Origin of the sequence: Pseudosulfitobacter pseudonitzschiae, assembly GCF_002222635.1 — a bacterium.
Lineage (GTDB): Bacteria > Pseudomonadota > Alphaproteobacteria > Rhodobacterales > Rhodobacteraceae > Pseudosulfitobacter > Pseudosulfitobacter pseudonitzschiae_A.
In genome coordinates this window covers 413,074-437,111 of sequence record NZ_CP022415.1, presented here as the reverse complement: position 1 = coordinate 437,111, position 24,038 = coordinate 413,074, and the positions used below count along the sequence as shown (strand labels likewise).

Below are 24,038 nucleotides of genomic sequence, written 5' to 3'. Positions count from 1 at the left end.
CTCAGAACGTCCGCTTTTTCGGTGCGATCTTCTTGGGGTCGATGCCACCGTCGTTGTGACTGGTCAAAGGCTGCTCGTGAACGCCGCGATAACCCAACGACGCCGCATTACCTTTGAACCAGACAAGGCTGTGCTTGCGCCAGTTCTCGTCGTCGCGCTCGGGATAGTCCTCATGGGCATGGGCGCCACGGCTTTCCTTGCGCTCGGCGGCGGCAGTGATTGTGGCCACTGCGTTGGGAAGCAGGTTGGCCAGTTCCAGCGTTTCCATCAGGTCCGAGTTCCACACAAGGCTGCGGTCGGTGACCTGAATATCGGACCATTTGCCTGCAATCTCGTCCATCGCGACCTTGCCTGCCTGCAACGTCTTGTCTTCGCGGAAGACAGCGGCGTCTTTTTGCATGGTCTGCTGCATTTCCATGCGCAGATCGGCGGTGGTCGTGTGACCCTTGGCATAACGGGTATTGTCAAACCGGTCGAGCGCGGCCTGAATGGACGCAGGGTTCGGCGTGGGCACGGCACTGTCGGGATCGACGATCTTGCCCGCGCGGATTGCTGCAGCACGACCAAAGACAACAAGGTCGATCAGCGAGTTGGACCCAAGACGGTTAGCCCCGTGCACAGATGCGCAACCGGCCTCGCCCACGGCCATCAGGCCCGGTGCAACACGATCAGGTTCGTCCGCTGTCGGGGACAGCACTTCACCCCAATAGTTCGTGGGAATACCGCCCATGTTGTAGTGTACGGTCGGAATCACGGGGATCGGCTCTTTGTTCAGGTTCACACCGGCAAACACGCGCGCGCTTTCGGAAATGCCTGGCAGACGTAGTTTCAGTGTTTCGGGTGGCAGGTGCGACAGGTTCAGGTGGATGTGGTCACCGTTCTTGCCCACGCCGCGCCCTTCGCGGATTTCCATCGTCATACAACGGCTGACGTAGTCGCGCGGGGCAAGGTCTTTGTACTGGGGCGCGTAACGCTCCATGAACCGTTCACCCTCGGAGTTGGTCAGATAACCGCCCTCGCCGCGCGCGCCTTCGGTGATCAGGCAGCCGGCACCGTAGATGCCGGTGGGGTGGAACTGCACGAATTCCATGTCTTGCAAGGGCAGGCCCGCGCGAGCGGTCATGCCGCCACCATCGCCGGTGCAAGTGTGCGCGCTGGTGGCGCTGAAATAGGCACGGCCATAGCCGCCCGTTGCCAGCACGACCATTTTCGCGCTGAACAGGTGCAGTGTACCGTCATCCAGCTTCCAGCACATCACGCCCTGACACACGCCGTCGTCGGCCATGATCAGGTCGATGGCGAAATATTCGATAAAGAACTCGGCCTTTTCTTTCAGCGACTGACCATAGAGGGTGTGCAAGATGGCGTGGCCGGTCCTGTCGGCGGCGGCACAGGTCCGCTGCACGGCAGGGCCTTCGCCAAACTCCGTTGTGTGGCCCCCAAAAGGACGCTGATAAATCTTACCCTCTTCGGTGCGCGAGAACGGCACGCCATAGTGTTCCAGCTCATAGACCGCCTTGGGGGCTTCGCGGGCGAGATATTCCATCGCGTCCGTGTCACCCAGCCAGTCCGACCCTTTTACGGTGTCGTACATATGCCATTGCCAGTTGTCGGGGCCCATATTGGACAGCGATGCGGCGATGCCACCCTGTGCGGCAACTGTGTGCGAGCGTGTCGGGAACACTTTGGTGACGCAAGCGGTGCGCAGGCCCTGTTCGGCCATGCCCAGCGTCGCGCGCAAACCGGCACCACCTGCCCCCACGACGACCACGTCGTATTCATGTGTTTCAAATTCATATGCAGCCATTGAAATGTCTCCTCTGACTGGCGATTAAAGTGCGATGCGGGCGATGGCGAAAAGGCCCGTCGCCGCAATGGCGTAGCAGACGCAGATCATCACCAAGATCGAGATCTTTTCGGCGGCACCGTGAACATAGTCTTCGATCAGCACCTGAACACCGTCCTTGAAGTGCTTCATCGTTATGACAAAGGTCATTGCCGCCACGATGGCGGGGAACGGTTGGCTGAAGTATTCCAACACTTCGGCGTGCGGCTTGCCCAGCATCGGACCAAAGGTGAAAACAAACAGCGGGATCAGGATCAGCAGCGCAAAAGAGCTGACTTTCATTGCCCAGAAATGCGCGGTGCCGGATTTGGCCGATCCCATGCCTACGGCGCGCTTGCGGTCTGTAAGATAACGCATCGGTGGCTCCCTTAGATGATGATGACGGTCAGGATGGTCAGCACAACCGATCCGCCGATGACAGCCCAACCGAGTTTTTGGGCGGTTTCGATCTCAAGACCGATGCCGGTGTCCCAGACCAGATGCCGGACACCTGCCAGCGTGTGATACCAAAGCCCCCACAGCGACAGCGTCATCACCAGATCACCAAACCAGCTGGTCAGAAACCCGTCAGCAGTTGCGAAAGCTTCGGGTGATATCGCAGCGGCAATGAACCACCATGTGATCAGCAAAGTGGTGACCAACAACGCATTGCCGGTGATCCGTGTCAGGATCGACGTCATCGACGTCAGCTGCGGGCGGTAAATAGTCAGATGCGGTGAGAGCGGGCGGTTGCCCCGGTTCACGTCGGCCATGACGACTCCTTTGGCTTGGTGCTTGGTCTCTTACTAAACCGTTTTTTGGCGCTGTCACCTAGATGCGCAGCTTTGTTTTCAATAACACACGTGGTTTTTTAGCGCATCGCGCGAAATTTTCCACTTTGTGATCACGGCAGATTGCACTGTGATCACAAATAAAACACGACTGTTTTTATAGGATTTATGTCGCCGCGCTCCCTTGATCTTAGAGCGGCACCAGCGCCCAATAGTCCAGATCCAGCAGAACGTCGGGCAGGTATTTGCCGTCATCCCCGCGCAACTTGAACGGATCGCCGCCCTTGGTCGCCACCAGCCGCAACCTCAGCGCGCCGACGCCGGGGGCGCGGGTCTCGGCCTTATCCAGAACCTCGGACCATGCGCGGATCGTATCGCCCGAAAGACAGGGATTGGCATGCGCCCCGCCGTTCAGCCCCACAACCATCTGTGCGTTGGCCAATCCGTTGAACGACAACGCCCGCGCCATCGAAATCACGTGACCACCATAGATCAGCCGACTGCCATCGGGTCGTGCCGAAGTGTCAAAGTGAACCTTGGCCGTGTTTTGCCACAAGCGTGTGGCCATCATATGTTCTGCTTCTTCCACAGTGACGCCGTCCACGTGGTCAATCTGCTCACCGATCTCGTAATCGCCCCATCGGTGCGGCTCGCCGGCCAACGTGAAGTCGTAGTTGGTGAAATCCAGCCCCTTGGGGATAACCAGCGCGCTCGGGGCCACCACCTTCGGCATCTCCGGCACCACAGTTTCAGGCGCGAGCGCATCCACGTCGCCTTTGCGCACCATGACCCAGCGCACGTATTCCAGCACTTCTTCGTCATGCTGGTTCAGGCCCGTTGTGCGCACATAGACCACGCCCGTCTTGCCGTTCGAGTTCTGTTTCAGCCCGATAACCTCGGAGCGCGCCCGCAGCGTGTCACCGGGCCAGACCGGCATTTTCCAGCGCCCTCCGGCATAGCCAAGGTTCGCCACAGCATTCAGCGACACGTCCGGCACGGTTTTGCCAAAGACGATGTGAAAGGCAATCATGTCATCCAGCGGTGAGAATGGCAGCCCGCAGGTCTGCGCAAACTGGTCCGACGAATACAGCGCATGTCGCGCCGGATAGAGCATGTGATAAAGTGCACGCTCGCCCATCTTGACGGTCCGTGGCACCGCATGGTCGATCACCTGACCCAGTGTATAATCTTCGAAGAAGCGCCCCGCGTTGGTCTTCATCACTGCGCACCCAGCTTGGTGTCTGGGGTGTAGATGCCGGGGGCCTCTTTGACGACGGCCTGCCCGCAGCGCATGATGCCTGCAGTGTGGTCCCATGTTTGGGTCGGGCTTCCGTGCAACTCCCAGCCCTTGTTCAGCGCATCCGTTACTTTGTGGCAGAATGCAGATGTGTCTTCTTCAGACAGAAAACGGTATAATTTCATTGTGTTGCCCCTATCCGAACGGGTTGTAGCCCAGCCATGCGTGGATTGCACCGATCACACCCATCAGCACCAAAGCGGCGACCAGAAACATGCCGTCCTTTGCGATACTGCCCTTGGGCGGCGCGGTCCAGTTCGGCTCGGCGCGGTTGATCACGAACATCTCGGCCAGCGACCAGACCAGCAGCCCGCCGAACAGCACGAACGATGGTGTATCTCCGTTAACCAACAGGTGCGCCACAGCCCAAAGGGCAAAGCCCGTCAGCATCGGGTGGCGCATCTTGTAAAAGATAGCGCCCTTTTTCGGGCCGGGGCTGACAAAGTACAGTGCGACGATCATCAACAGATTGTTGATGCCGGTCGTGGCCGGATGACGACCCCAGAAAAACGCACCGTCAGCGGCCTTGTATCCGAAGATCATCAGCAGAACCGACACGACCAGGGCACCTGCAATCACGCCGGCCCCAGCATTACCCAGCGCGGCACGTTGCGCAGGCATGGCGCGTTTGAAAAAGTGGGCCGCAGCCCACAACAAAACACCAAGTATCAAAAGCGCCATAATTCTATTCCTCTGCCGTTGTCGCAATGGCCTCGGCCTGTGCGATCAGCTTGCGTGCGGTTTCAACGTGTAGGTTTTCTACGATTTTGCCATCCACCACGGCAACCCCCTGCCCCGAGGCTTCGACTGCGTCAAATGCTTCGATCTGGCGGCGGGCGGTGTCAATCTCGGCCTCGGAGGGCGAATAGGCGGTGTTGGTCACAGCGACCTGTGCGGGATGGATCAGCGTTTTGCCGTCAAACCCCATGTCGCGGCCCTGTTCGCATTCCACGGCCAAGCCTTCATCATCCTTAAAGGCATTATAAACACCATCTACGATCGCCAATCCAAAGGCTTTGGCCGCCAGCAGGCACAGGCCCAGACCGGCCTGCAACGGCAAACGGTCGGCGCGTGCGCGTGTGTTCAGCTCTTTGGCCAGATCATTGGTGCCCATAACCAAACCTTGCAGCTTTGGGTGGGCAGCGATGGCGGCCGCGTTCAACATGCCCGCAGGTGTTTCCATCATCGCCCACAACGGGACATCACCGGTGATCGCGGCCAGCGCATCCAGATCGGCGGGGCTGGAAACCTTGGGCAGCAGGATCGCATCGGCGCCCATCGTGGCTGCGGCGCGCGCATCGTCTGCGCCCCAATCGGTATCAAGTGCGTTGATGCGGATAATCTTCATGCGCGCGCCATAGCCGCCTTGGGTCAACGCCTCGGCCAGAATGCCGCGTGCGCTGACCTTTTCTTCGGTGGTCACCGCATCTTCAAGATCGAAAATAATCGCATCGACGGGCAGCCCCCGTGCCTTGTCCAGCGCACGTGGTTTGGATGCGGGGATATAGAGAACGGAGCGCAACGGACGGTCGAGAGCCATAAGCCTGCCTTTCGGGTCGGGTAATATTGTTGCGCGCAAGGGGGGCATTTTTTTGCGAAAGGTTCAAGTGGAAACGCGCCGCAATGCAGCAAAACTGGAATTATTCGCAACTGCGCACGGCGCGTTAACCGTTATTTACCATTCTGCCTGCAGGTTTGTTTTGCCCGACATCACCGTAAGGGTCGTTTCGGCAGGGCCGCCGAACCTTTGCGGAAGGGATGTCGAGACTGCACAGCAACCGGGGCCGCCCGGTCATCCTCGGGCTACCGGATCAGGCCAGATGACTGCGGGTGACGCCTTTTCGATCAAAGGCTGAACAACATGACACGCAACAAAAAGTTTTTGCATCTTGCCGCACTGACTGCGGCTGCCACGCTCTATCTGACTGTAACAAGCCATGTTGCAGCTGAAACAGGCAACCGCAATTGCGGCCCCCGCGCACTGGTCGTGGACCGTCTGGCACAGGGCTATGGCGAAACCCGCCAGTCGATGGGGCTAGGCACCAACAACCAGATGATCGAGGTATTTGCCTCGTCCGAGACCGGCACATGGACGATCACGGTAACCTCGCCCGCAGGGGTGACCTGTCTTGTGGCCTCCGGTCAGGCCTTTGAAGAACTGGCCGAAGCATTGCCAGCACCCGGCAATGACGCCTGAAAACAATCAAGAAGGATTCAAGAGGCGGCCCAATTGGTCGCCTTTTTTATTTGTTCAGGTCAGCCCGTCCCAGATCAACTTGGTTCCCGTCAGCACCAGCAATACATAAGTCAGTGCGAAAAACGCACGTTCCGGCACCAGCCTGTGCGCCTTGACACCCAGCCACGCGCCCGCCAGCGCAAAAGGCGCCAGTGCCAAATTGGCCAATCCGGTTTGCAGCGTGAACATGCCCAGAAACGCGTAGGGAACGAACTTGGCCACATTGATAACCCAAAACAGCAATACCGTGCTGGCCTGATATTCAGTCTTGGTCATACCGCGCGACAGCAAATAGACCGCCGCCGGTGGCCCACCCGCATGGCTGACAAAACTGGTGAAGCCGGCAACCACGCCCGCAACGGCCCCCGCGCCCTGCCCCAGCGGCCTTGATGCGGACCTGATCCAGCCCAGCGCACGGCCCACCTGCCAGCAAACAAACGCCAGCGAAATCGCTCCGATCAGCACGCGGAACACATCAGCATCGGTCATCTGATACAGTGCCGCCCCCAGCGCCACACCGGGCAATGCACCCAAAATCAGCACACGCGCTTCGGGCCAGCGCCATTTGGCCCAGTAGGGCCCCAGCGTCGCCACGTCGATCAGCATCAACATCGGCAACATCACCCCCAGCGCCAGACCCGGCTCAACCACCAAAGCCAGAATCGACGCCCCCGCAAAGGCTGCCCCCGAGCCAAAACCACCCTTGGAAACACCTGCGAATAACACCGCAGGTCCAGCAACGGCAAAGAATGCCCAATCCAGTTCCAGCACGTTAACTCCTTGGAAACCTTTGCAATGCACTAAAGGTTAGCGGGTAACATCGCGCACCACCAGCGGCAGGTGACAGCCATGCCGCGCCGCAGCAGCCTTGCACGCGACGCCGATAAGGACTAGGCAAACCGCAAATTCACAGCAACCCTGGAGACTACTCATGGCCAGACCCAAGATTGCGCTGATCGGCGCAGGTCAAATCGGCGGGACGCTCGCGCATCTCGCAGCCATCAAGGAATTGGGCGACGTCGTCCTGTTCGACATTTCCGAAGGCATTCCCGAAGGCAAGGCACTGGACATCGCTGAATCCGGCCCCGCCGAGGGTTTCGACGCCAGAATGAGCGGCACCCAGTCCTACGAAGACATCGCAGGCGCAGACGTCTGCATCGTTACCGCCGGTGTGCCCCGCAAACCGGGTATGAGCCGCGATGACCTGCTGGGGATCAACCTCAAGGTTATGAAATCGGTCGGCGAGGGCATCCGTGACCACGCCCCGAACGCCTTTGTGATCTGCATCACCAACCCGCTGGACGCAATGGTCTGGGCGCTGCGCGAATTTTCTGGCCTGCCCCACGAAAAAGTCTGTGGCATGGCCGGCGTCCTGGACAGCGCGCGTTTCCGCCACTTCCTTGCCGAAGAATTTCAGGTGTCGATGCGCGACGTCACAGCCTTTGTGCTGGGTGGCCACGGTGACACAATGGTGCCGTTGACACGCTATTCGACCGTTGCCGGTATTCCGCTGCCTGATCTGGTCAAAATGGGCTGGACCACACAGGAGAAGCTGGACGCCATCGTGCAGCGCACCCGTGATGGCGGTGCCGAAATTGTTGGCCTGCTGAAAACCGGCTCGGCGTTCTATGCGCCTGCGACATCTGCCATCGAGATGGCCGAAGCGTTCCTGAAAGACCAAAAGCGCGTGTTGCCTTGTGCCGCATATGTTGATGGCGCTCTGGGCCTCAAAGGTATGTATGTGGGCGTGCCCACAGTGATCGGTGCCGGTGGCATCGAAAAAATCATCGACATCAAGATGACCAAAGACGAACAAGCCATGTTCGACAGCTCGGTTAACGCTGTTCAGGGTCTGGTCGACGCGTGCAAAGGCATCGACAGCTCGCTGGTGTAAGCCGTAACATGCTGTCATGAACAGGGCCGGGCACGTTAACGTGTCCGGCTTTTTTTATGGTCCATTCAACGTAAGTTGGGCCTAGGACATCGCCTCGCATACGGGGCAAACGGGGGTTCGGTATGTCCCAACTGCCTGACATCAAACGCAAGCTGACCACGATCCTGTCAGCGGATGCCGCGAATTATTCGGGCCGTATGGCGCGCAACGAAGTGGACACAGTGCAGGCCCTGCGCCGCGCCCGTCGGGTGATTGACGCCGCCATTTTCACGCGCGGCGGGCGCATCGCCAACACTTCGGGCGACGGTCTGATTGCCGAATTCTCATCCGTTGTCGAAGGCGTGGCCGCCGCCGTCACAATCCAGCGCGAGCTGAACGTCATGCCCGACGCCCTCCCCTTTCGGATCGGCGTGCACCTTGGCGATGTCATCATCGAGGGCGACGATCTGCTGGGCGACGGCGTAAACCTCGCGGCGCGGTTGCAGGAAAACGCCGTGGTCGGAGGCATTCTGGTGTCGCGTCAGGTGGTTGACCACGCCCGTGGGCGTCTTGACGTCGAATTTCGCCCCCTCGGCCCTGCCACGCCCAAAAACCTGATTGAAGAGATCGCATTATATGCCGTGCTGGCCGACGGCGTCGCGGCCCCCGGTGATCTGGCTTCGGTCGCGCCGCGCGTTGACCTGCAACCGCCCCACCACACAAGCCAAGACCCCGTTGCCGCATTTCGCAAGTCGTGCAGGCGTGCGGCTCTGGCCGCCGGGGTGCTGGTGATCATCGACATATTCAATGGCGCTGGCCCCGGCTGGCCCGCTCTGGTCATTACCGCCATTGGCGTGTCGCTGCTGCTCAAGTGGCGGAACCTGCGCGCGACCAAAGGCTGAACATTCCGCAGACCCAAGGGAATCTGTGTCATTGCGTCGCCAAATGCCATGACAGTCATAACCCGTAAGTTTTGTGATCACAGGAAAAATCGTGTGATCACAAATGGCGGATTTTCTGCGCAATTCCCCGCTTGCCGCACCTTTTCAGTTTACCATCCGTTCATGCATGATCGTATACAGCCAATTAAACCGCAGCTAATCAGGACCGCTTTGTCATGAACATCCACGAATACCAGGCCAAGGCCTTGCTTCGCTCTTACGGTGCCCCCGTTTCGGACGGGCGCGTTGTGCTGAAAGCCGAAGACGCCAAAAACGCAGCCGCAGAAATGGACGGCCCACTGTGGGTGGTCAAAGCGCAGATCCACGCAGGTGGACGCGGCATGGGCCACTTTAAAGAAGCGGGCGCCGGTGAAAAAGGCGGCGTGCGCCTGACCAAATCGGTCGAAGAGGCCGCTGAAGAAGCCAAGAAGATGCTGGGCCGCACATTGGTCACGCACCAGACCGGCCCCGCGGGTAAACAGGTCAACCGCATCTACATCGAAGACGGCTCGGGCATTGAAACCGAACTGTACCTGGCCCTGCTGGTTGATCGCCAGACCAGCCGCGTCAGCTTTGTCTGCTCCACCGAGGGCGGCATGGACATCGAAGAGGTTGCAGCTGCGACACCGGAAAAAATCCTGAGCTTTTCGGTCGATCCGGCCACCGGCTATCAGGCCTTTCACGGCCGCCGTATCGCATTTAACCTTGGCCTTGAGGGCAAGCAGGTCAAACAATGCGTCGGCCTGATGGGGTTGCTGTACAAAGCCTTCTTGGAAAAAGACATGGAGATGCTGGAAATCAACCCGCTGATCGTCACCGACGGTGGAGACCTCAAGGTGCTGGACGCCAAGGTCAGCTTTGACGGCAACGCGATCTACCGCCACTCCGACATCAACGAATTGCGTGACGAGACCGAGGAAGACCCCAAGGAACTCGCCGCCTCCAAATACGACCTGAACTATATCGCGCTTGACGGCGAAATCGGCTGCATGGTCAACGGTGCGGGTCTGGCGATGGCCACAATGGACATCATCAAGCTGTATGGCGCCGAACCTGCCAACTTCCTTGACGTGGGCGGCGGTGCGACCAAAGAAAAGGTCACCGAAGCGTTCAAGATCATCACCTCCGACCCGCAAGTCAAAGGCATCCTTGTGAACATTTTCGGCGGCATTATGCGCTGCGATGTGATCGCCGAGGGTGTTGTGGCAGCGGTCAAGGAAGTGGGCTTGAAGGTGCCGCTGGTTGTCCGCCTGGAAGGCACAAACGTGCAACAGGGCAAGGACATCATCAACAACTCCGGCCTTGATGTCATCGCTGCCGAAGACCTCAAAGATGGCGCGCAAAAGATCGTGCAAGCGGTCAAAGGCTAAGCATGGTAAAATTCGCTTTTCTACCCGCCATGCTGTCAGCCTGCACGTTGCTGGCAAGCTGTTCCCAAAGCTACACGGACGGTGCCGGCGAAACCAGTACGACGCCTGTGCCCAAAGCCGTGGTAAACGTTGACGAGACCAAATCGACCCTCAAAAGCCAGACAATGACAATTGGCATGGTGCCCCCGAAGTATCATGGTTCGATGCAGATTGGCGCCGTTACGGGGTTTGGCAAGAACAAGGCCTTCACTGTTCAGCAGGCTCCGATCTCCGACAAGCAAGCCCGCGCCTATTTCGCAGATAGCCTGAAGGAAGCGGGAGCATTGCCGGGTGGCAAATACGTTCTCGACATCGCCCTGCTCAAACCGGCGGTACCACCGAGCCTTGGGGCCGTAAGGGCAGAGACGGAAATTTCGTACACCCTTAAGAACCGAGCCGGACAAACCGTGTTCAGTACGATCGAAACCGCACCATTTTTAGTGACTTTCAAGGCAGTTCCGCTGGGCAACCTCCGCGGGATGGCGGCATTCACCGGCAGCCTCAACAACAACACAGCGCTTTTTGTTCGCGCCCTCAAGTAATCCAAGGAGCCTTCTGACATGGCAATCCTCATCGACGAAAACACCAAAGTCATCTGTCAGGGCCTGACCGGCTCGCAGGGGACATTCCACACCGAACAGGCCATCGCCTATGGCACCAAAATGGTCGGCGGCGTGACACCGGGCAAAGGCGGGCAGACCCATCTTGACCTGCCGGTCTACGATTCGGTCCACGAAGCAATGCACATGACCGAAGCAAACGCCTCAGTGATCTATGTTCCGCCCCCCTTTGCGGCGGATTCGATTCTGGAAGCCGTCGACGCGGAAATGCCGCTGATCGTATGCATCACCGAAGGTATCCCGGTTCTGGACATGATGCGCGTCGCACGCGCGCTGGAAGGGTCCAAATCGCGCCTGATCGGCCCCAACTGCCCCGGCGTGATCACCCCTGACGCCTGCAAGATCGGCATCATGCCCGGCCACATTCACAAGCGCGGCAGCTGTGGTGTTGTTTCGCGCTCGGGCACGCTTACCTATGAGGCAGTGAAGCAGACAACCGACATGGGTCTGGGCCAGTCCACGGCCGTGGGCATCGGCGGCGATCCGATCAAAGGGACCGAACACATTGACGTGCTGGAGATGTTCTTAGCCGACCCCGAAACCCAGTCAATCATCATGATCGGCGAAATCGGCGGTTCCGCCGAAGAGGAAGCGGCACAGTTTCTGGCCGACGAGCGCAAAAAAGGCCGCTGGAAACCCACAGCCGGTTTCATCGCAGGCCGCACAGCCCCTCCGGGCCGTCGCATGGGCCACGCGGGCGCAATCGTTGCCGGTGGCAAGGGCGACGCGGAAAGCAAGATCGAAGCGATGCGTGAAGCCGGTATCGTGGTGGCCGACAGCCCCGCGACACTGGGCGAAGCGGTCAAGGAAGCGATCGACAAGGGGTAATTGTGGAGGGCGCAAACAACATACCTTCCGGCATTTTGGCCATGTTCCGCTTCAAGGAGCGCATGGCCCGCAAGGCATATTGGCAGTTCCTGCCAATAGCCTTGCTGCCGCCTGTGTTGTATGCGTCGCAAGTCGATTGGCTGGAGGTGCATCCTTGGCATGGCATGGCGAAACTTGCGGTATTGTTTGTCACTGCCCTTCCCTTTCTTCTGGCAACCTCTCGCCGTCTCAATGACGCGGGGTTTGACGGCGCACAGGCTTTTTATCCCTTTGCCCCCTTTGTGATCCTCTGGCTCGGCTATCAGGTCTTCCTGTGGGCCGGGTTCGCAATCGGGTTGGTGGGTGGCGGCCTTATCGCTCTGCTTTTGTGGTTCGTTGCCGCACTTATCCTGATCCCACTCCACCTCATTATGCTCTTCGTAACTTTGATGACGACAGCCACCGTTCTTGGCCAAACGCTCGTCGCATCCGAACCCAGCACCAACGCACACGGTCCCAACCTTCGTGAGGTACTTTAATGACCGACCACCCCGCCAACGACCAGTTCCACTCCTCGTCCTTCATGCAGGGGCACAACGCGGAATACCTTGAACAGATGTATGCGCGCTATGCCAACAACCCCGGCGCTGTGGACGAAGCATGGCAGGCCTTTTTCAAAGAGATGGGTGACGACGATACCAACGTCAAAGCCGAGGCCGCAGGCCCAAGCTGGGCACGCGCCGACTGGCCGCCCGTGCCCGGTGATGACCTGACCCAAGCCCTGACCGGTGAATGGGCCGCCCCCGCCGAGGTCAAAGGGGCGGGCGACAAGATCAAGGCCAAGGCCGAAGACAAAGGCGTCGAGTTGAGCGACGAGATGGTCAAACGTGCCGTGCTGGACAGCATCCGCGCGTTGATGATCATCCGCGCCTACCGCATCCGCGGACATCTGGTCGCCGATCTGGATCCTCTGGGTATGCGCGACAAGACCCCGCACCCCGAGCTTGACCCAAAATCCTACGGCTTTACCGATGCCGACATGGATCGACCGATCTTCATCGACAATGTGTTAGGCTTGGAAATCGCCACGATGCGCCAGATCATGGACATCGTGAACCGCACCTATTGCGGCACCTTTGCCCTGCAATACATGCACATTTCCAACCCCGACGAATCCGCCTGGCTGAAAGAGCGGATCGAAGGGTTGGGCAAGGAAATCCAGTTCACCCGCGAGGGCCGCAAGGCAATCCTGAACAAAATGGTCGAGGCCGAAGGCTTTGAAAAGTTCCTTCATGTGAAATACATGGGCACCAAACGCTTTGGTCTGGATGGCGGCGAAAGCCTGATCCCTGCAATGGAGCAGGTCATCAAGCGCGGCGGCGCCTTGGGCGTCAAGGAAATCGTGATCGGCATGCCGCACCGCGGCCGTCTGTCGGTTCTGGCCAATGTAATGCAAAAACCCTACCGCGCGATCTTCAACGAATTTCAGGGGGGCAGCTTCAAGCCCGAAGACGTCGATGGATCCGGCGATGTAAAATACCACCTTGGTGCCTCGTCTGACCGCCAGTTCGATGACAACACCGTCCATCTGTCGCTGACGGCAAACCCCTCGCACCTCGAGGCGGTGAACCCCGTCGTCCTGGGCAAGGCCCGCGCCAAACAGGACCAGTGGGGCAGTGCGGACCGCACTTGTGTCATGCCGATCCTGCTGCACGGCGATGCGGCCTTTGCGGGTCAGGGCGTCGTGGCTGAATGTTTCGCCCTGTCCGGCCTGCGCGGTCACCGCACCGGTGGCACCATGCACATCGTGGTGAACAATCAGATCGGTTTTACCACAGCGCCGCACTTCTCGCGCTCGTCGCCCTATCCCACCGACAATGCACTGGTGGTCGAGGCGCCGATCTTCCACGTCAACGGGGACGACCCCGAGGCCGTGGTCCACGCTGCAAAAGTGGCCACCGAATTCCGCCAAAAGTTCCACAAAGACGTCGTTATCGACATCTTCTGCTACCGCCGCTTTGGTCATAACGAGGGCGACGAGCCCATGTTCACCAATCCGGTGATGTATAAAAAAATCAAAAAGCAAAAAACCACGCTGACGCTCTATACCGACCGCCTGGTCAAAGACGGCCTGATCCCCGAAGGCGAGATCGAGGACATGAAGGCAGCATTTCAGGCCAAGATGAACGAAGAGTTCGAGGCAGGGAAAGAATACCGCCCGAACAAGGCCGACTGGCTGGATGGCAAGTGGTCGCATCTGGATAAGATGAAGCAAAAAAGATACCAGCGCGGCAAAACGGCAATCAAACCCGAAACTTTGGCCGACGTCGGCAAGGGGCTGACCACCGCACCCGAAGGTGTTGCGCTGCACAAGACGGTTGAACGTCTGCTGGACGCCAAAAAAGCCATGTTCGAAAATGGCGCCGGCTTCGACTGGGCCACAGCCGAGGCGATCGCGTTCGGTTCGCTGCTGACCGAAGGATTCCCTGTGCGTCTTTCCGGACAGGACAGTGCGCGCGGAACGTTCAGCCAGCGCCACTCGGCCCTGATCAACCAGGACAATGATGATCGCTACTATCCGCTGAACAACATCCGCGAAGGTCAGGCCCAGTACGAGGTCATCGACTCGATGCTGTCCGAATACGCGGTGCTGGGGTTCGAGTACGGCTATTCGATGGCAGAACCCAATGCCCTGACCCTGTGGGAAGCACAGTTTGGCGACTTTGCCAATGGCGCACAGATCATGTTTGACCAGTTCATCAGCTCGGGCGAAAGCAAATGGCTGCGGATGTCGGGCCTGACGGTACTGCTGCCGCACGGCTTCGAGGGTCAAGGCCCGGAACACTCCAGCGCGCGTCTGGAACGGTTCCTGCAAATGTGCGGTCAGGACAACTGGATCGTGGCCAACTGCACCACGCCTGCCAACTACTTCCACATCCTGCGCCGCCAGATCCACCGCGACTTCCGCAAGCCGCTGATCCTGATGACGCCAAAATCGCTGCTGCGTCACAAGCTGGCCGTCAGCAAGGCAGACGAGTTCACCACCGGATCGTCCTTTCACCGTGTGCTGTGGGATGACGCCCAGCACGGCAATTCCGAAACCACGATGGCCGACGATGACAAGATCAAGCGCGTGGTAATGTGTTCCGGCAAGGTTTATTACGATCTGCTGGAAGAACGCGACGCCCGTGGCATCGACGACATCTATCTGCTGCGCTTCGAGCAATTCTACCCCTTCCCCGCGCAATCCGCGGTGAAAGAGTTGGAACGCTTCAAGAATGCCGAAATGATCTGGTGTCAGGAAGAACCGAAAAACCAAGGCGCATGGACCTTTATCGAGCCGAACATCGAATGGGTTCTGAGCCGGATCAAGGCCAAACATCTGCGCCCCGAATATGTCGGGCGTGCCACGTCGGCATCGCCTGCGACAGGTCTGGCCAGCCAGCACAAAGCACAACAAGCCGCACTCGTTGACGAGGCGCTGACCATCAAAGGATCGAAATAATGACTGATGTCCGTGTGCCCACCTTGGGCGAATCCGTGACCGAAGCCACCGTTGCCACATGGTTCAAGAAACCCGGTGACGCAGTGGCCGTCGACGAAATGCTGTGCGAACTGGAAACAGACAAAGTCACCGTCGAAGTACCCAGCCCCGTTGCAGGCACAATGGGTGAAATCGTAGCCGCTGAAGGTGAAACCGTGGGCGTCGATGCCCTGCTGGCCACCATCTCGGAAGGTGGCAAAGCCGAAGCAGACGCATCCAAGGAAGACAAGCCCAAGGCCGAAGCCCCGGACGACGCGCCTGCTGCTGACACATCGTCAGGCGGTGACAGCGTTGATGTGATGGTGCCCACATTGGGCGAAAGCGTCACCGAGGCGACCGTCAGCACCTGGTTCAAACAGGTTGGCGACACCGTCAGTCAGGACGAAATGCTGTGCGAGCTGGAAACCGATAAGGTCAGCGTTGAAGTGCCCGCGCCCGCAGGTGGCGTGCTGTCGGAAATCACTGCGCCCGAAGGGACCACTGTCGATGCATCCGCCAAGCTGGGTGTCATTTCCGGTTCGGCCTCGGGCGAAATCGCCCCCGCACCTGCCCCAGGCAAGGCAACCGAAGCAGCGCCATCCTCGGGCAAAGACGTCGAAGACGCGCCCTCTGCCAAAAAAGCGATGGCCGAGGCTGGTATCAGCCGCGATCAGGTCACAGGCTCGGGTCGTGATGGCCGCATTATGAAAGAAGACGTGGCCAAGGCCGTGGCCGCCGCTGGCAGCGCACCGGCCCCGCAAGCCTCTGCCGCTCCGCGCGCGCCTGTCTCTGCCGACGATGCCTCGCGCGAAGAGCGGGTCAAGATGACCCGCCTGCGCCAGACCATCGCACGCCGCCTGAAAGACAGCCAGAACACCGCTGCGATGCTGACCACCTATAACGAGGTCGACATGACCGAGGTGATGGCGCTGCGCAACGAATACAAAGATCTGTTCCTGAAAAAGCACGGCGTGAAGCTGGGCTTTATGTCCTTCTTCACCAAGGCCTGCGTTCACGCGCTGAAAGAAGTCCCCGAGGTCAACGCCGAGATTGACGGCACCGACGTGGTCTACAAAAACTTCGTTCACATGGGCATTGCCGCAGGTACGCCCACGGGTCTGGTCGTTCCGGTTGTCCGCGACGCCGACGCCATGTCCTTTGCCGAGATCGAAAAAGCGATTGCCGAAAAAGGTGCGCGCGCCCGTGATGGCAAACTGTCGATGGCGGAAATGCAAGGCGGTACGTTCACCATCTCGAACGGTGGCGTTTACGGCTCGCTGATGTCCTCGCCGATCCTGAACCCGCCACAGTCTGGCATCCTTGGCATGCACAAGATTCAGGACCGTCCAATGGCAATAGGCGGTCAGGTCGTGATCCGTCCGATGATGTATCTGGCGCTGTCCTACGACCACCGCATCGTGGACGGCAAAGGCGCCGTGACCTTCCTTGTGCGCGTCAAAGAAGCGCTGGAAGATCCCCGTCGTCTGTTGATGGACCTGTAAGGAGTGAGGCGGGGTAACCCCCCGTCACACCTTGCTAAGGGCTAAGGCAACTAATCGTTGAATGCAAAACGTCGCTAAGGTGCCCCGTGCAGAAGAAACAAGCACTTGAGTACCCGCAGAAATTGTTAACGAAATTGAATTCTTAATATTGGAGGCGGCCGTATGACGAAAACGAGTGCACTGATCTTGGTTGGAGCTATCGTTGGCCTAGTCTTGGGTTCTTCTATGGGCATTGCTGTTGGTGGAACAGCATACAATGCCATGTATTTTCTTGCCCCGACAGGAGCATTCATAGGCTGGCTGGTTTCAAGAGACAAAGATGCGGATGGTAGAACCAGCGATGTTGGAACATTTTCAAGCAACTCAGAATTTGGATTGGACGAAGACTCCGCGCCGAAAAGCCCAGACAATAAACCCGACGAGAAGAATTTCTTCATGGGATTATTTTGGGCTGCGGCAGCACTGTTGGCTACATTATGGAACTTCCAAATTGATCTGCTCGAAAGAGTTGGCGTTCTAAATAGTTTTGTCCAGAGGCCTCTCTACTTCTTGGCATTATGCATCTGTATTTCATTGTTTTTTCCGCCATTCATAGGTCTGTACATTTTGGCATGGCTTGGCGCACATCAATTTGGGATTTCAGAAACTAGCAAATATAGGGCGGATATCAATTGACCCCGATCCTCCTCACCATCGCCCTCGCAGGCCTGTTGCACATCACGCAATTTGTCGTTGCCTCTTACATGGCCAATGTGGACATGGGCCCCGGTTATACCACCAGTCCGCGCGACCACGACTCCACGCGCCCGGTGCGCACCACCACCGGACGGATGCTGCGGGCCTATGACAACAACGTGCAGATGTTTCCGTTCTTTGCCTCCGGCGTATTGCTGATCCATCTGACGGATCAGGCCACTGGCGTAACGGTGGGCGCTGCTTGGGTTTATATTACTGCCCGCGCACTTTATATTCCCGCCTATGCGCTGGGATGGCAACCGTGGCGTTCCTATATCTGGCTGGTGGCGATGGCCGCTGTTGCCACGCTTTTCATCGCGTCCCTGATCTAGGGCGCGCCCGCATCACACGGGGCCATCAATGCCTCGGCAGAAACAGATGGCACACGTGCCGACACGACAGCCGACAGTGGTTCGATACGGACCGCAGCGGCCAAAACGACCAAGGAGAAGACCTCATGGCATCCTACGACGTTATCATCATCGGAGCTGGCCCCGGCGGCTATGTCTGCGCAATCCGTTGCGCGCAACTGGGTCTGAAAGTGGCCTGCGTCGAGGGACGCGAGACATTGGGCGGCACCTGCCTGAACGTCGGTTGCATCCCGTCCAAAGCATTGCTGCACGCCTCGCACATGCTGCACGAAGCCGAGCATAACTTTGCCGAAATGGGCCTGAAGGGCAAAAGCCCCTCGGTCGACTGGAAGCAGATGCTGACCTACAAACAGTCCACCGTCGACACCAACACCAAAGGCATCGAGTTCCTGTTCAAAAAGAACAAGATCGACTGGCTCAAGGGCTGGGGCTCCATCCCCGAAGCAGGCAAGGTCAAGGTCGGTGAGGAAGTCCACGAGGCCAAGAACATCGTCATCGCCACCGGCTCTGCGGCGGCGTCGCTGCCTGGCGTAGAGGTCGACGAGAAAGTCGTCGTGACATCGACCGGCGCGCTGGAACTGGGCAAGGTGCCCAAATCGCTGGTGGTGATTGGCGCAGGCGTTATCGGTCTGGAACTGGGCAGCGTTTACGCCCGTCTGGGGTCAGAGGTGACAGTCGTGGAATACCTTGACGCGATTACCCCTGGCATGGACCCTGAGGTTCAGAAAACCTTCCAGCGGATGCTAACCAAGCAGGGCCTGAAATTCATCATGGGCGCCGCTGTTCAAAAGACGGAAGCGACCAAAACCAAGGCCAAGGTGCATTACAAACTGCGCAAGGATGACAGCGAAGCGGTGCTGGACGCCGATGTGGTTCTGGTTTCGACCGGCCGCAAACCCTTTGTCGACGGTCTTGGCCTTGAGGGTCTGGGGGTCGAAATGACCGAACGGGGCCAGATCAAGGTGGGAAAAGACTGGCAAACCAACGTGTCGGGTGTCTATGCCATCGGCGACGTGATCGAAGGGCCGATGCTGGCCCACAAGGCCGAAGACGAAGGCATGGCCGCCGCCGAGCAGGTCGCGGGCAAACATGGCCACGTGAACTATGGCGTGATCCCCGGCGTGATATACACTCACCCTGAGGTTGCCAATGTAGGCGAAACCGAAGCCACGCTGAAAGAAGCGGGCCGCGCTTATAAGGTTGGCAAGTTCAGCTTTATGGGCAACGCGCGGGCCAAGGCCGTGTTTGCAGGCGACGGGTTCGTAAAGATTCTGGCAGACAAGGAAACCGACCGCATTCTGGGGTGCCACATCATTGGTCCCGGTGCCGGCGATCTGATCCACGAGGTTTGCGTGGCAATGGAATTCGGTGCCTCCGCCGAAGATCTGGCCATGACCTGCCACGCCCACCCCACCTATTCCGAAGCGGTCCGCGAGGCCGCTCTGGCCTGTGGCGACGGCGCGATCCACATGTGATCGCGCCCAATGGGCAGGGGCGTCAGCGATGCTTTGCCGCAACCGCTTGCCGTTCGAACCTGGCGCCAAAGGGTGGCGCCCGGCCTTAAGGCAAGCTGCGTTTCCCGGCAGATGAAAGTCTAAGATGCCAACGGTTGCCGTTGGCATCTTATTACTTCACCACATCGTCTCACTTGCCCGCTTGGGCCACGCAGCGTCATAGGCGGCACCACCCTCCTGACCATCGGAAACTTCGGCCAGTATCTCGCCCGGACGGGGCAGATAGGCGCTGTCGTCACGGCCCCACAGGTCGGCGCGCATCACGGCGCGGGCGCATTGGGTGTAAACCTCGGCAATTTGGATCACGATCACGGTGGCGGGCACCGCTTTGTCTGCGGCAAATCGTGCGCGCAGGTCCGCATCATCGGTCAGACGCGCCTGACCGTTCACCCGCACCACGGAATTCGACCCCGGCACCATGAACATCAGCGACACGCGCCCGTCGGTCACGATGTTACGTAGAGAATCCAGCCGGTTGTTGCCACGCCAGTCGGGCATGGCCAGCGTGTCCGGGTCCAGTTCCTGCACCACGGGGCCATCGTCACCGCGTGGGCTGCCATCGGTGCCAGAGGCGCCCACAGTGGTCAGCACGCAAAACCGTGATGCCATGATCCATTTGCGATAAAGCGGTGTCAGGTGGTCCGACACCTTGCGCAGCGCGGGCTGTCCGGGCCTGCCATAAAGCGCCTCAAGGTCAGCTTCAGTTTCGATCCATTGCATCAACTTAACCTTTCCGGTGTGAAACCCGCCTCTACCAGCAAAGCATCCGATCGCTCCTCGACCGTCTGTTGCAGCGCGGCCATAAATTCCTCGCGGGGCAGCCCCTCGGGCATGGTGGGCAGGAACTCTACCACAGCCAGCCCCGGTTTTCGCAAGATCCCCTTACGTGGCCAGAACAGGCCCACGTTGGTGGCGACAGGCACACAAGGCTGGCCCAGCTCGTTGTACAGAACCGCAGTGCCAACCTTATAGGGTGCCTTGACCCCCGGCGCGACGCGGGTGCCTTGTGAATAGATGATCAACTGCCCCGCCTCCAGACGGCCCGCATCGACGTCGCGGACCATTTTTTTGATCGCAAGACCACGTTTACCGCGCGCCACGGGAATACATCCGATGCCCTTGGCATAAAGCCCGATGATCGGTGTCCACAATATCTCGCGTTTCATGATGAACTTGCCCTTGGGCACCGCGTGAAAGATCAGCATAATGTCCAGAAACGACTGGTGCTTGGCGGCGATCAGCACGTCGCCTGTGGGCACGGGTCCACGCACTTCGGTGCGGATACCCACCATCCAGCGGGCCGTCCAGAACACCCATTTGCACCACGTTTTACAGGCTGCGCGGGCACCCGCACGGCTGAACAGCGCATAGGGTGCAAAGGCCACGCCGACCACCAGCATGGCCAGATAGATCTGCACCACAAAGACCAGCGACCGCAGCCATTGAATTGCTTTCATGACAGGTTCTCCAATGTACGTCGTGCCGCCCTGCCGGTCGCGGAAAAGGCCACCAATGCTGTCAGTGGCGGGATCAGGAACGGCACGACCCATCCCAACCCCTGAAAGCGCAGTCCGGTAAGAAAGCCAGACATTTCACTGCCCCCCGATGGCATCAGCAACACGGCGATAACGCCCGCAACTACACCCGCCGCCGAACCGGCCAAGGCGCGCAGGGTAAAGCGGCGGATAAAGGCCTGCGCGATATAGCGGTCCGTTGCCCCAACCAGCCGCAGCACTGCAATCACCTGCGCATTGGCGGCCAGTGCTGCCTGTGCGGCCAATGTTACCATCGCGGCAACCGTGGCCACGATCAGCGCCGTGGCGATCCACCCCAGCAGACGCAACCGCGACGCGGCCCGCACCAAAGGTTCGCGCCAGCGACTGTGGTCATCCAGCACCGCACCCGGCACCTCGGCAGACAGCCGCAGCCGCAGACCTGCAGCATCAATGCCGTCGGCGGTCTCTACAATTTCGATCAGACGTGGCACCGGCAGCCCGTCCAAAGACACATCAGGGCCGAACCACGGGGCCAACAGCGCCGACTGTTCTTCATCACTCAGCGCGCGTGCGCTTTCGACGCCTGCGGTGGTCTTCAACAGTGCCAATGCCGCCTCGGTCTGGGCTGCCCGCTGGTCCAGCGGCGCCACGATACGTACCGTCGCCGTGCGCGCCAGTTCGGCGCTCCATTGGCTTGCCAACCGTCCGGTGGCCATCGACAGCGCCAACGCGAACACCGCCAGAAACGCCATCGCACCCGCCGCAAACACCGTCAGCCGCGCAGTAAAACCCGAAGGCGGTACGACGCGGTCGGCCTGACGGTCGCTGTGGGTTAGCGATTGCAAGGCATCAAGGTTCATTTTCAGCTTCACAGATCCGCCCCTGCCAGTTGGATGCGCCGGTTGGCGATGCGCAAAACCCGTGCCTGCACCTGCGCCTTGGCGGCGCGGATCAACGAAAGGTCATGGGTGGCAATCACCACGGTCTTGCCCATGCGGTTCAGCTCGATCAGCAGATGCAACAGACGCTGTGACATTTCCCAATCGACGTTGCCCGTAGGCTCGTCCGCAAGCACAATATCGGGCGACATAATAACCGCCCGCGCAAGCGCGGCACGCTGGCGTTCACCTCCCGACAATTCAGGGGGAAAGCCGTTGGCCCGTTCAGTCAGACCGACCCACGACATCAATTCGTGCAAATCACTGTTTTCGGCGTCACCACCGCGCCCGGACACCGTCAAAGGCAGGCCAATGTTTTCCGAAACCGGTAAATGGTCCAGAAACTGCACGTCCTGATGTACCACACCGATCCGGCGGCGCAGCATTGCGATGTCGTCACGCTCCAGCGTGCGCACATCCGCGCCCAGCAATCGCACCGTGCCGGCAGAGGGCAGCAAAGCGCCATAGCACAGTTTCAGCAGCGTGGTCTTGCCCGCGCCCGACGGTCCTGTCAGAAAGTGAAAGGATCCCGGCGCCAGTTTGACGGAAATATCCGACAAAAGCTCACCGCCACCGTAGCTGTACGCCACATTTTCTAGCTCGATCACGTCTTACCCCGCTTGATGCACCTGTTGTGCCTTAGCATCGGTGCGGTTTCAATGCGCCTTGCAAAGGGGGGCTAGGAGAGATTGCACTTTTCTGCGCATGATCAACACCATATCCTGTGCTATAGGGCGTGAAACGGGTGAAACACGGGGAGTGTCGGCGATATGCGGCTGGTTTGTCCAAATTGCGATGCACAATATGAAGTTCCGGACGAGGTCATTCCGTCCGACGGTCGGGATGTGCAATGCTCTAATTGCGGGCAGACGTGGTTTCAAAACCATCCTGACCAAACGTCCCCCGAGTCCGGCGAAGACGAGGTTGCAGCGCCCCTGCCAGACACGCCTGCGGCCGGAGAAGAGCGCGTGCCCACGCCAGAGCCGAAGCGCCGCACATTGGACCCTGCGGTATCCGACATCCTGCGCGCCGAAGCCGAAGCAGAGGCGCGTGTCCGCCAAAGCGAAGGATTGGAAAGCCAGCCGGATCTCGGTCTGGCGGAAGGCAACGGCTTGCGCGATGACGAAGCCTCCCGCCGCACCCGCGAAGCGCGCGACCGGATGGCGCGGATGCGCGGTCAGGAACCACCCGCCGCGACCGCAGCTGCCGAAGCTGCGGCAGCCGCCGCCGCAGGGTCGCGCCGCGATTTGCTGCCTGACATCGAAGAGATCAATTCGACCCTACGCTCGACCGGCGACCGCCAGATCGCCAAAGGCGATCCGACCCCCGATGCCCCCGTTCGCGAGCGCCAAAAACGCGGCTTCCGGCGCGGGTTTGTCACATCTTTGCTGATCGTGGCTGTGCTGGCGGTGCTATATGTCTACAGCCCGCAAATTACCGCCGCTCTCCCGGCGCTTGAGCCGGTGATGAAAGATTATGTCGGCACCATTGATCAGGCCCGGGTCTGGTTGGACAGTCAGGTGACCAGCCTGCTGATGTGGTTGGACACAACCGCAGCCTCCTAGGCTGAACCCCACACCAGCCACACCTTAGCCGCGCTGCTTGGCAGTGGTGCGGGACGAAGCAGACCTGCAGATCGCGTCCAACTGCTTCGACATCTTGAAATTGGTTAAGGATATTCCATTTTTAGTAACCGCTTGCTCTTTGTCGACTTGCCATCCCATTCGCATAAAGAACGGCTTAGCCTTTGTGCTGGCCTCGGAGGTCAGCCTTGGAAGGTTCTCCGCTTTAGCCCTTGCTTCAATTTGACGATAGAGCAACTTGCCTATTCCTCGCCCCGATAGTTCAGCTTTAACAAATGCGAGATCAATGTAACCTGCTGCATCTAAGGTCATAAATCCGACCATTGAATCGTCGATGTCTGCTGCAAATCCTGATGTGTTTTCAAACTTGCGCAACCATCCATTCGGGTTGACGACACGCCCAGCCCACGCCGTTCGCTGCTCAAGCGAATAAACGTCGGCGGTTCCATAATGCACAGCATCAAAGAAAATTTCCGCAGCGGTTTCAGCATCTTCCGGTGTCAGCGGTCTGATTTCTATCGGCATACGCTCTCACGATTTTTAGTATTCTCTATGCCTAGGAATATCTTCCAGCACC

The 24,038-nt window shown here is 59.1% G+C and carries 26 protein-coding genes; 13 read left to right on the top strand and 13 right to left on the bottom strand.

Annotation, left to right across the window (positions count from 1 at the left end; genetic code table 11):
• Position 1 precedes the first annotated feature (1 nt).
• The 7 genes from sdhA to SULPSESMR1_RS01965 form a co-directional block, all read right to left on the bottom strand.
• Entirely contained in the window at positions 2 to 1,807 is a 1,806-nt protein-coding gene (gene sdhA / locus SULPSESMR1_RS01995) for a succinate dehydrogenase flavoprotein subunit (RefSeq protein WP_089419329.1), read from the bottom strand.
• Positions 1,808 to 1,831: 24 nt separating this feature from the next.
• Complete coding sequence (sdhD, locus tag SULPSESMR1_RS01990; protein ID WP_089419328.1) at positions 1,832 to 2,203, bottom strand: succinate dehydrogenase, hydrophobic membrane anchor protein; 372 nt, start codon at positions 2,201 to 2,203, stop codon at positions 1,832 to 1,834.
• An 11-nt stretch (positions 2,204 to 2,214) separates the two neighbouring features.
• Positions 2,215 to 2,598 (bottom strand): succinate dehydrogenase, cytochrome b556 subunit, encoded by a 384-nt coding sequence (sdhC, locus tag SULPSESMR1_RS01985; protein ID WP_089419327.1) that lies wholly within the window; start codon positions 2,596 to 2,598, stop codon positions 2,215 to 2,217.
• A gap of 208 nt (positions 2,599 to 2,806) precedes the next feature.
• Positions 2,807 to 3,835: a MaoC family dehydratase gene (locus tag SULPSESMR1_RS01980; protein WP_089419326.1), complete on the bottom strand. Its 1,029-nt coding sequence runs from the start codon at positions 3,833 to 3,835 to the stop codon at positions 2,807 to 2,809.
• Complete coding sequence (locus SULPSESMR1_RS01975) at positions 3,835 to 4,038, bottom strand: DUF1737 domain-containing protein (RefSeq protein ID WP_089419325.1); 204 nt, start codon at positions 4,036 to 4,038, stop codon at positions 3,835 to 3,837. Before SULPSESMR1_RS01975 ends, SULPSESMR1_RS01980 begins: the two co-directional genes overlap by 1 nt.
• A 10-nt stretch (positions 4,039 to 4,048) precedes the next feature.
• The gene (locus SULPSESMR1_RS01970; RefSeq protein ID WP_089419324.1) at positions 4,049 to 4,594 is read right to left on the bottom strand and encodes an NnrU family protein; all 546 of its coding nucleotides are present in this window, start codon (positions 4,592 to 4,594) and stop codon (positions 4,049 to 4,051) included.
• Between the two features lie 4 nt (positions 4,595 to 4,598).
• Positions 4,599 to 5,453, bottom strand: coding sequence for an HpcH/HpaI aldolase/citrate lyase family protein (locus SULPSESMR1_RS01965; RefSeq protein WP_089419323.1), 855 nt, complete (start codon positions 5,451 to 5,453; stop codon positions 4,599 to 4,601).
• A gap of 321 nt (positions 5,454 to 5,774) precedes the next feature.
• Between SULPSESMR1_RS01965 and SULPSESMR1_RS01960 the strand changes: the two genes are divergently transcribed.
• A complete protein-coding gene (locus SULPSESMR1_RS01960) occupies positions 5,775 to 6,110 on the top strand; it encodes a hypothetical protein (protein ID WP_089419322.1) in 336 nt (111 codons plus the stop codon).
• Between the two features lie 54 nt (positions 6,111 to 6,164).
• Here the strand turns inward: SULPSESMR1_RS01960 and SULPSESMR1_RS01955 are convergent, their stop codons facing one another.
• Positions 6,165 to 6,920 (bottom strand): sulfite exporter TauE/SafE family protein, encoded by a 756-nt coding sequence (locus tag SULPSESMR1_RS01955; RefSeq protein ID WP_089419321.1) that lies wholly within the window; start codon positions 6,918 to 6,920, stop codon positions 6,165 to 6,167.
• 160 nt (positions 6,921 to 7,080) lie between these two features.
• On the opposite strand from SULPSESMR1_RS01955, the gene mdh reads away from it, so the two are divergent.
• From mdh to lpdA, 11 genes are all read left to right on the top strand, one after another.
• Positions 7,081 to 8,043, top strand: a complete 963-nt coding sequence (gene mdh, locus SULPSESMR1_RS01950; protein ID WP_089419320.1) for a malate dehydrogenase — start codon at positions 7,081 to 7,083, stop codon at positions 8,041 to 8,043.
• A 122-nt stretch (positions 8,044 to 8,165) separates the two neighbouring features.
• Positions 8,166 to 8,924, top strand: coding sequence for an adenylate/guanylate cyclase domain-containing protein (locus tag SULPSESMR1_RS01945; RefSeq protein WP_089419319.1), 759 nt, complete (start codon positions 8,166 to 8,168; stop codon positions 8,922 to 8,924).
• A gap of 215 nt (positions 8,925 to 9,139) precedes the next feature.
• Complete coding sequence (sucC, locus tag SULPSESMR1_RS01940; protein ID WP_089419318.1) at positions 9,140 to 10,333, top strand: ADP-forming succinate--CoA ligase subunit beta; 1,194 nt, start codon at positions 9,140 to 9,142, stop codon at positions 10,331 to 10,333.
• Between the two features lie 2 nt (positions 10,334 to 10,335).
• The gene (locus tag SULPSESMR1_RS01935; protein ID WP_089419317.1) at positions 10,336 to 10,914 is read left to right on the top strand and encodes a hypothetical protein; all 579 of its coding nucleotides are present in this window, start codon (positions 10,336 to 10,338) and stop codon (positions 10,912 to 10,914) included.
• 18 nt (positions 10,915 to 10,932) lie between these two features.
• Positions 10,933 to 11,820 (top strand): succinate--CoA ligase subunit alpha, encoded by an 888-nt coding sequence (sucD, locus tag SULPSESMR1_RS01930; RefSeq protein WP_089419316.1) that lies wholly within the window; start codon positions 10,933 to 10,935, stop codon positions 11,818 to 11,820.
• 2 nt (positions 11,821 to 11,822) lie between these two features.
• Positions 11,823 to 12,338, top strand: coding sequence for a DUF805 domain-containing protein (locus SULPSESMR1_RS01925; protein ID WP_089419315.1), 516 nt, complete (start codon positions 11,823 to 11,825; stop codon positions 12,336 to 12,338).
• A complete protein-coding gene (locus tag SULPSESMR1_RS01920; protein ID WP_089419314.1) occupies positions 12,338 to 15,304 on the top strand; it encodes a 2-oxoglutarate dehydrogenase E1 component in 2,967 nt (988 codons plus the stop codon). The genes SULPSESMR1_RS01925 and SULPSESMR1_RS01920 overlap by 1 nt, the downstream gene beginning before the upstream one ends.
• Positions 15,301 to 16,824, top strand: a complete 1,524-nt coding sequence (gene odhB / locus SULPSESMR1_RS01915) for a 2-oxoglutarate dehydrogenase complex dihydrolipoyllysine-residue succinyltransferase (RefSeq protein ID WP_089419313.1) — start codon at positions 15,301 to 15,303, stop codon at positions 16,822 to 16,824. The genes SULPSESMR1_RS01920 and odhB overlap by 4 nt, the downstream gene beginning before the upstream one ends.
• Before the next feature lie 162 nt (positions 16,825 to 16,986).
• Positions 16,987 to 17,499, top strand: a complete 513-nt coding sequence (locus tag SULPSESMR1_RS01910; RefSeq protein ID WP_089419312.1) for a hypothetical protein — start codon at positions 16,987 to 16,989, stop codon at positions 17,497 to 17,499.
• Complete coding sequence (locus SULPSESMR1_RS01905) at positions 17,496 to 17,891, top strand: MAPEG family protein (protein WP_089419311.1); 396 nt, start codon at positions 17,496 to 17,498, stop codon at positions 17,889 to 17,891. Before SULPSESMR1_RS01910 ends, SULPSESMR1_RS01905 begins: the two co-directional genes overlap by 4 nt.
• A 125-nt stretch (positions 17,892 to 18,016) precedes the next feature.
• A complete protein-coding gene (gene lpdA / locus SULPSESMR1_RS01900; RefSeq protein ID WP_089419310.1) occupies positions 18,017 to 19,405 on the top strand; it encodes a dihydrolipoyl dehydrogenase in 1,389 nt (462 codons plus the stop codon).
• Positions 19,406 to 19,561: 156 nt separating this feature from the next.
• Here lpdA and SULPSESMR1_RS01895 read toward each other — a convergent pair whose 3' ends face one another.
• The 4 genes from SULPSESMR1_RS01895 to SULPSESMR1_RS01880 are packed head-to-tail and all read right to left on the bottom strand — an operon-like array spanning position 19,562 to position 22,486.
• On the bottom strand, positions 19,562 to 20,164 hold the full coding sequence (locus SULPSESMR1_RS01895) for a pyridoxamine 5'-phosphate oxidase family protein (protein ID WP_089419309.1): 603 nt from the start codon (positions 20,162 to 20,164) through the stop codon (positions 19,562 to 19,564).
• Positions 20,164 to 20,901 (bottom strand): lysophospholipid acyltransferase family protein, encoded by a 738-nt coding sequence (locus tag SULPSESMR1_RS01890; RefSeq protein ID WP_089419308.1) that lies wholly within the window; start codon positions 20,899 to 20,901, stop codon positions 20,164 to 20,166. The genes SULPSESMR1_RS01895 and SULPSESMR1_RS01890 overlap by 1 nt, the downstream gene beginning before the upstream one ends.
• A complete protein-coding gene (locus SULPSESMR1_RS01885; RefSeq protein WP_089419307.1) occupies positions 20,898 to 21,800 on the bottom strand; it encodes a cell division protein FtsX in 903 nt (300 codons plus the stop codon). Before SULPSESMR1_RS01885 ends, SULPSESMR1_RS01890 begins: the two co-directional genes overlap by 4 nt.
• Positions 21,801 to 21,808: 8 nt before the next feature.
• Positions 21,809 to 22,486 carry a cell division ATP-binding protein FtsE gene (locus SULPSESMR1_RS01880; protein WP_089419306.1) on the bottom strand — a complete coding sequence of 226 codons (678 nt, stop codon included), beginning with the start codon at positions 22,484 to 22,486 and terminating at the stop codon, positions 21,809 to 21,811.
• A 162-nt stretch (positions 22,487 to 22,648) separates the two neighbouring features.
• Here SULPSESMR1_RS01880 and SULPSESMR1_RS01875 point away from each other — a divergent pair, with 162 nt between their 5' ends.
• Positions 22,649 to 23,443: a zinc-ribbon domain-containing protein gene (locus SULPSESMR1_RS01875; RefSeq protein WP_089419305.1), complete on the top strand. Its 795-nt coding sequence runs from the start codon at positions 22,649 to 22,651 to the stop codon at positions 23,441 to 23,443.
• Between the two features lie 24 nt (positions 23,444 to 23,467).
• Here the strand turns inward: SULPSESMR1_RS01875 and SULPSESMR1_RS01870 are convergent, their stop codons facing one another.
• Positions 23,468 to 23,986: a GNAT family N-acetyltransferase gene (locus SULPSESMR1_RS01870; protein WP_089419304.1), complete on the bottom strand. Its 519-nt coding sequence runs from the start codon at positions 23,984 to 23,986 to the stop codon at positions 23,468 to 23,470.
• Positions 23,987 to 24,038 lie beyond the last annotated feature (52 nt).

Coding starts and splice junctions, on each gene's coding strand:
- sdhA (WP_089419329.1), bottom strand. CDS start 1,807: ATGGCTGCATATGAATTTGAAACACATGAATACGACGTGGTCGTCGTG.
- sdhD (WP_089419328.1), bottom strand. CDS start 2,203: ATGCGTTATCTTACAGACCGCAAGCGCGCCGTAGGCATGGGATCGGCC.
- sdhC (WP_089419327.1), bottom strand. CDS start 2,598: ATGGCCGACGTGAACCGGGGCAACCGCCCGCTCTCACCGCATCTGACT.
- SULPSESMR1_RS01980 (WP_089419326.1), bottom strand. CDS start 3,835: ATGAAGACCAACGCGGGGCGCTTCTTCGAAGATTATACACTGGGTCAG.
- SULPSESMR1_RS01975 (WP_089419325.1), bottom strand. CDS start 4,038: ATGAAATTATACCGTTTTCTGTCTGAAGAAGACACATCTGCATTCTGC.
- SULPSESMR1_RS01970 (WP_089419324.1), bottom strand. CDS start 4,594: ATGGCGCTTTTGATACTTGGTGTTTTGTTGTGGGCTGCGGCCCACTTT.
- SULPSESMR1_RS01965 (WP_089419323.1), bottom strand. CDS start 5,453: ATGGCTCTCGACCGTCCGTTGCGCTCCGTTCTCTATATCCCCGCATCC.
- SULPSESMR1_RS01960 (WP_089419322.1), top strand. CDS start 5,775: ATGACACGCAACAAAAAGTTTTTGCATCTTGCCGCACTGACTGCGGCT.
- mdh (WP_089419320.1), top strand. CDS start 7,081: ATGGCCAGACCCAAGATTGCGCTGATCGGCGCAGGTCAAATCGGCGGG.
- SULPSESMR1_RS01945 (WP_089419319.1), top strand. CDS start 8,166: ATGTCCCAACTGCCTGACATCAAACGCAAGCTGACCACGATCCTGTCA.
- sucC (WP_089419318.1), top strand. CDS start 9,140: ATGAACATCCACGAATACCAGGCCAAGGCCTTGCTTCGCTCTTACGGT.
- SULPSESMR1_RS01935 (WP_089419317.1), top strand. CDS start 10,336: ATGGTAAAATTCGCTTTTCTACCCGCCATGCTGTCAGCCTGCACGTTG.
- sucD (WP_089419316.1), top strand. CDS start 10,933: ATGGCAATCCTCATCGACGAAAACACCAAAGTCATCTGTCAGGGCCTG.
- SULPSESMR1_RS01920 (WP_089419314.1), top strand. CDS start 12,338: ATGACCGACCACCCCGCCAACGACCAGTTCCACTCCTCGTCCTTCATG.
- SULPSESMR1_RS01910 (WP_089419312.1), top strand. CDS start 16,987: ATGACGAAAACGAGTGCACTGATCTTGGTTGGAGCTATCGTTGGCCTA.
- lpdA (WP_089419310.1), top strand. CDS start 18,017: ATGGCATCCTACGACGTTATCATCATCGGAGCTGGCCCCGGCGGCTAT.
- SULPSESMR1_RS01895 (WP_089419309.1), bottom strand. CDS start 20,164: ATGCAATGGATCGAAACTGAAGCTGACCTTGAGGCGCTTTATGGCAGG.
- SULPSESMR1_RS01890 (WP_089419308.1), bottom strand. CDS start 20,901: ATGAAAGCAATTCAATGGCTGCGGTCGCTGGTCTTTGTGGTGCAGATC.
- SULPSESMR1_RS01885 (WP_089419307.1), bottom strand. CDS start 21,800: ATGAACCTTGATGCCTTGCAATCGCTAACCCACAGCGACCGTCAGGCC.
- SULPSESMR1_RS01875 (WP_089419305.1), top strand. CDS start 22,649: ATGCGGCTGGTTTGTCCAAATTGCGATGCACAATATGAAGTTCCGGAC.
- SULPSESMR1_RS01870 (WP_089419304.1), bottom strand. CDS start 23,986: ATGCCGATAGAAATCAGACCGCTGACACCGGAAGATGCTGAAACCGCT.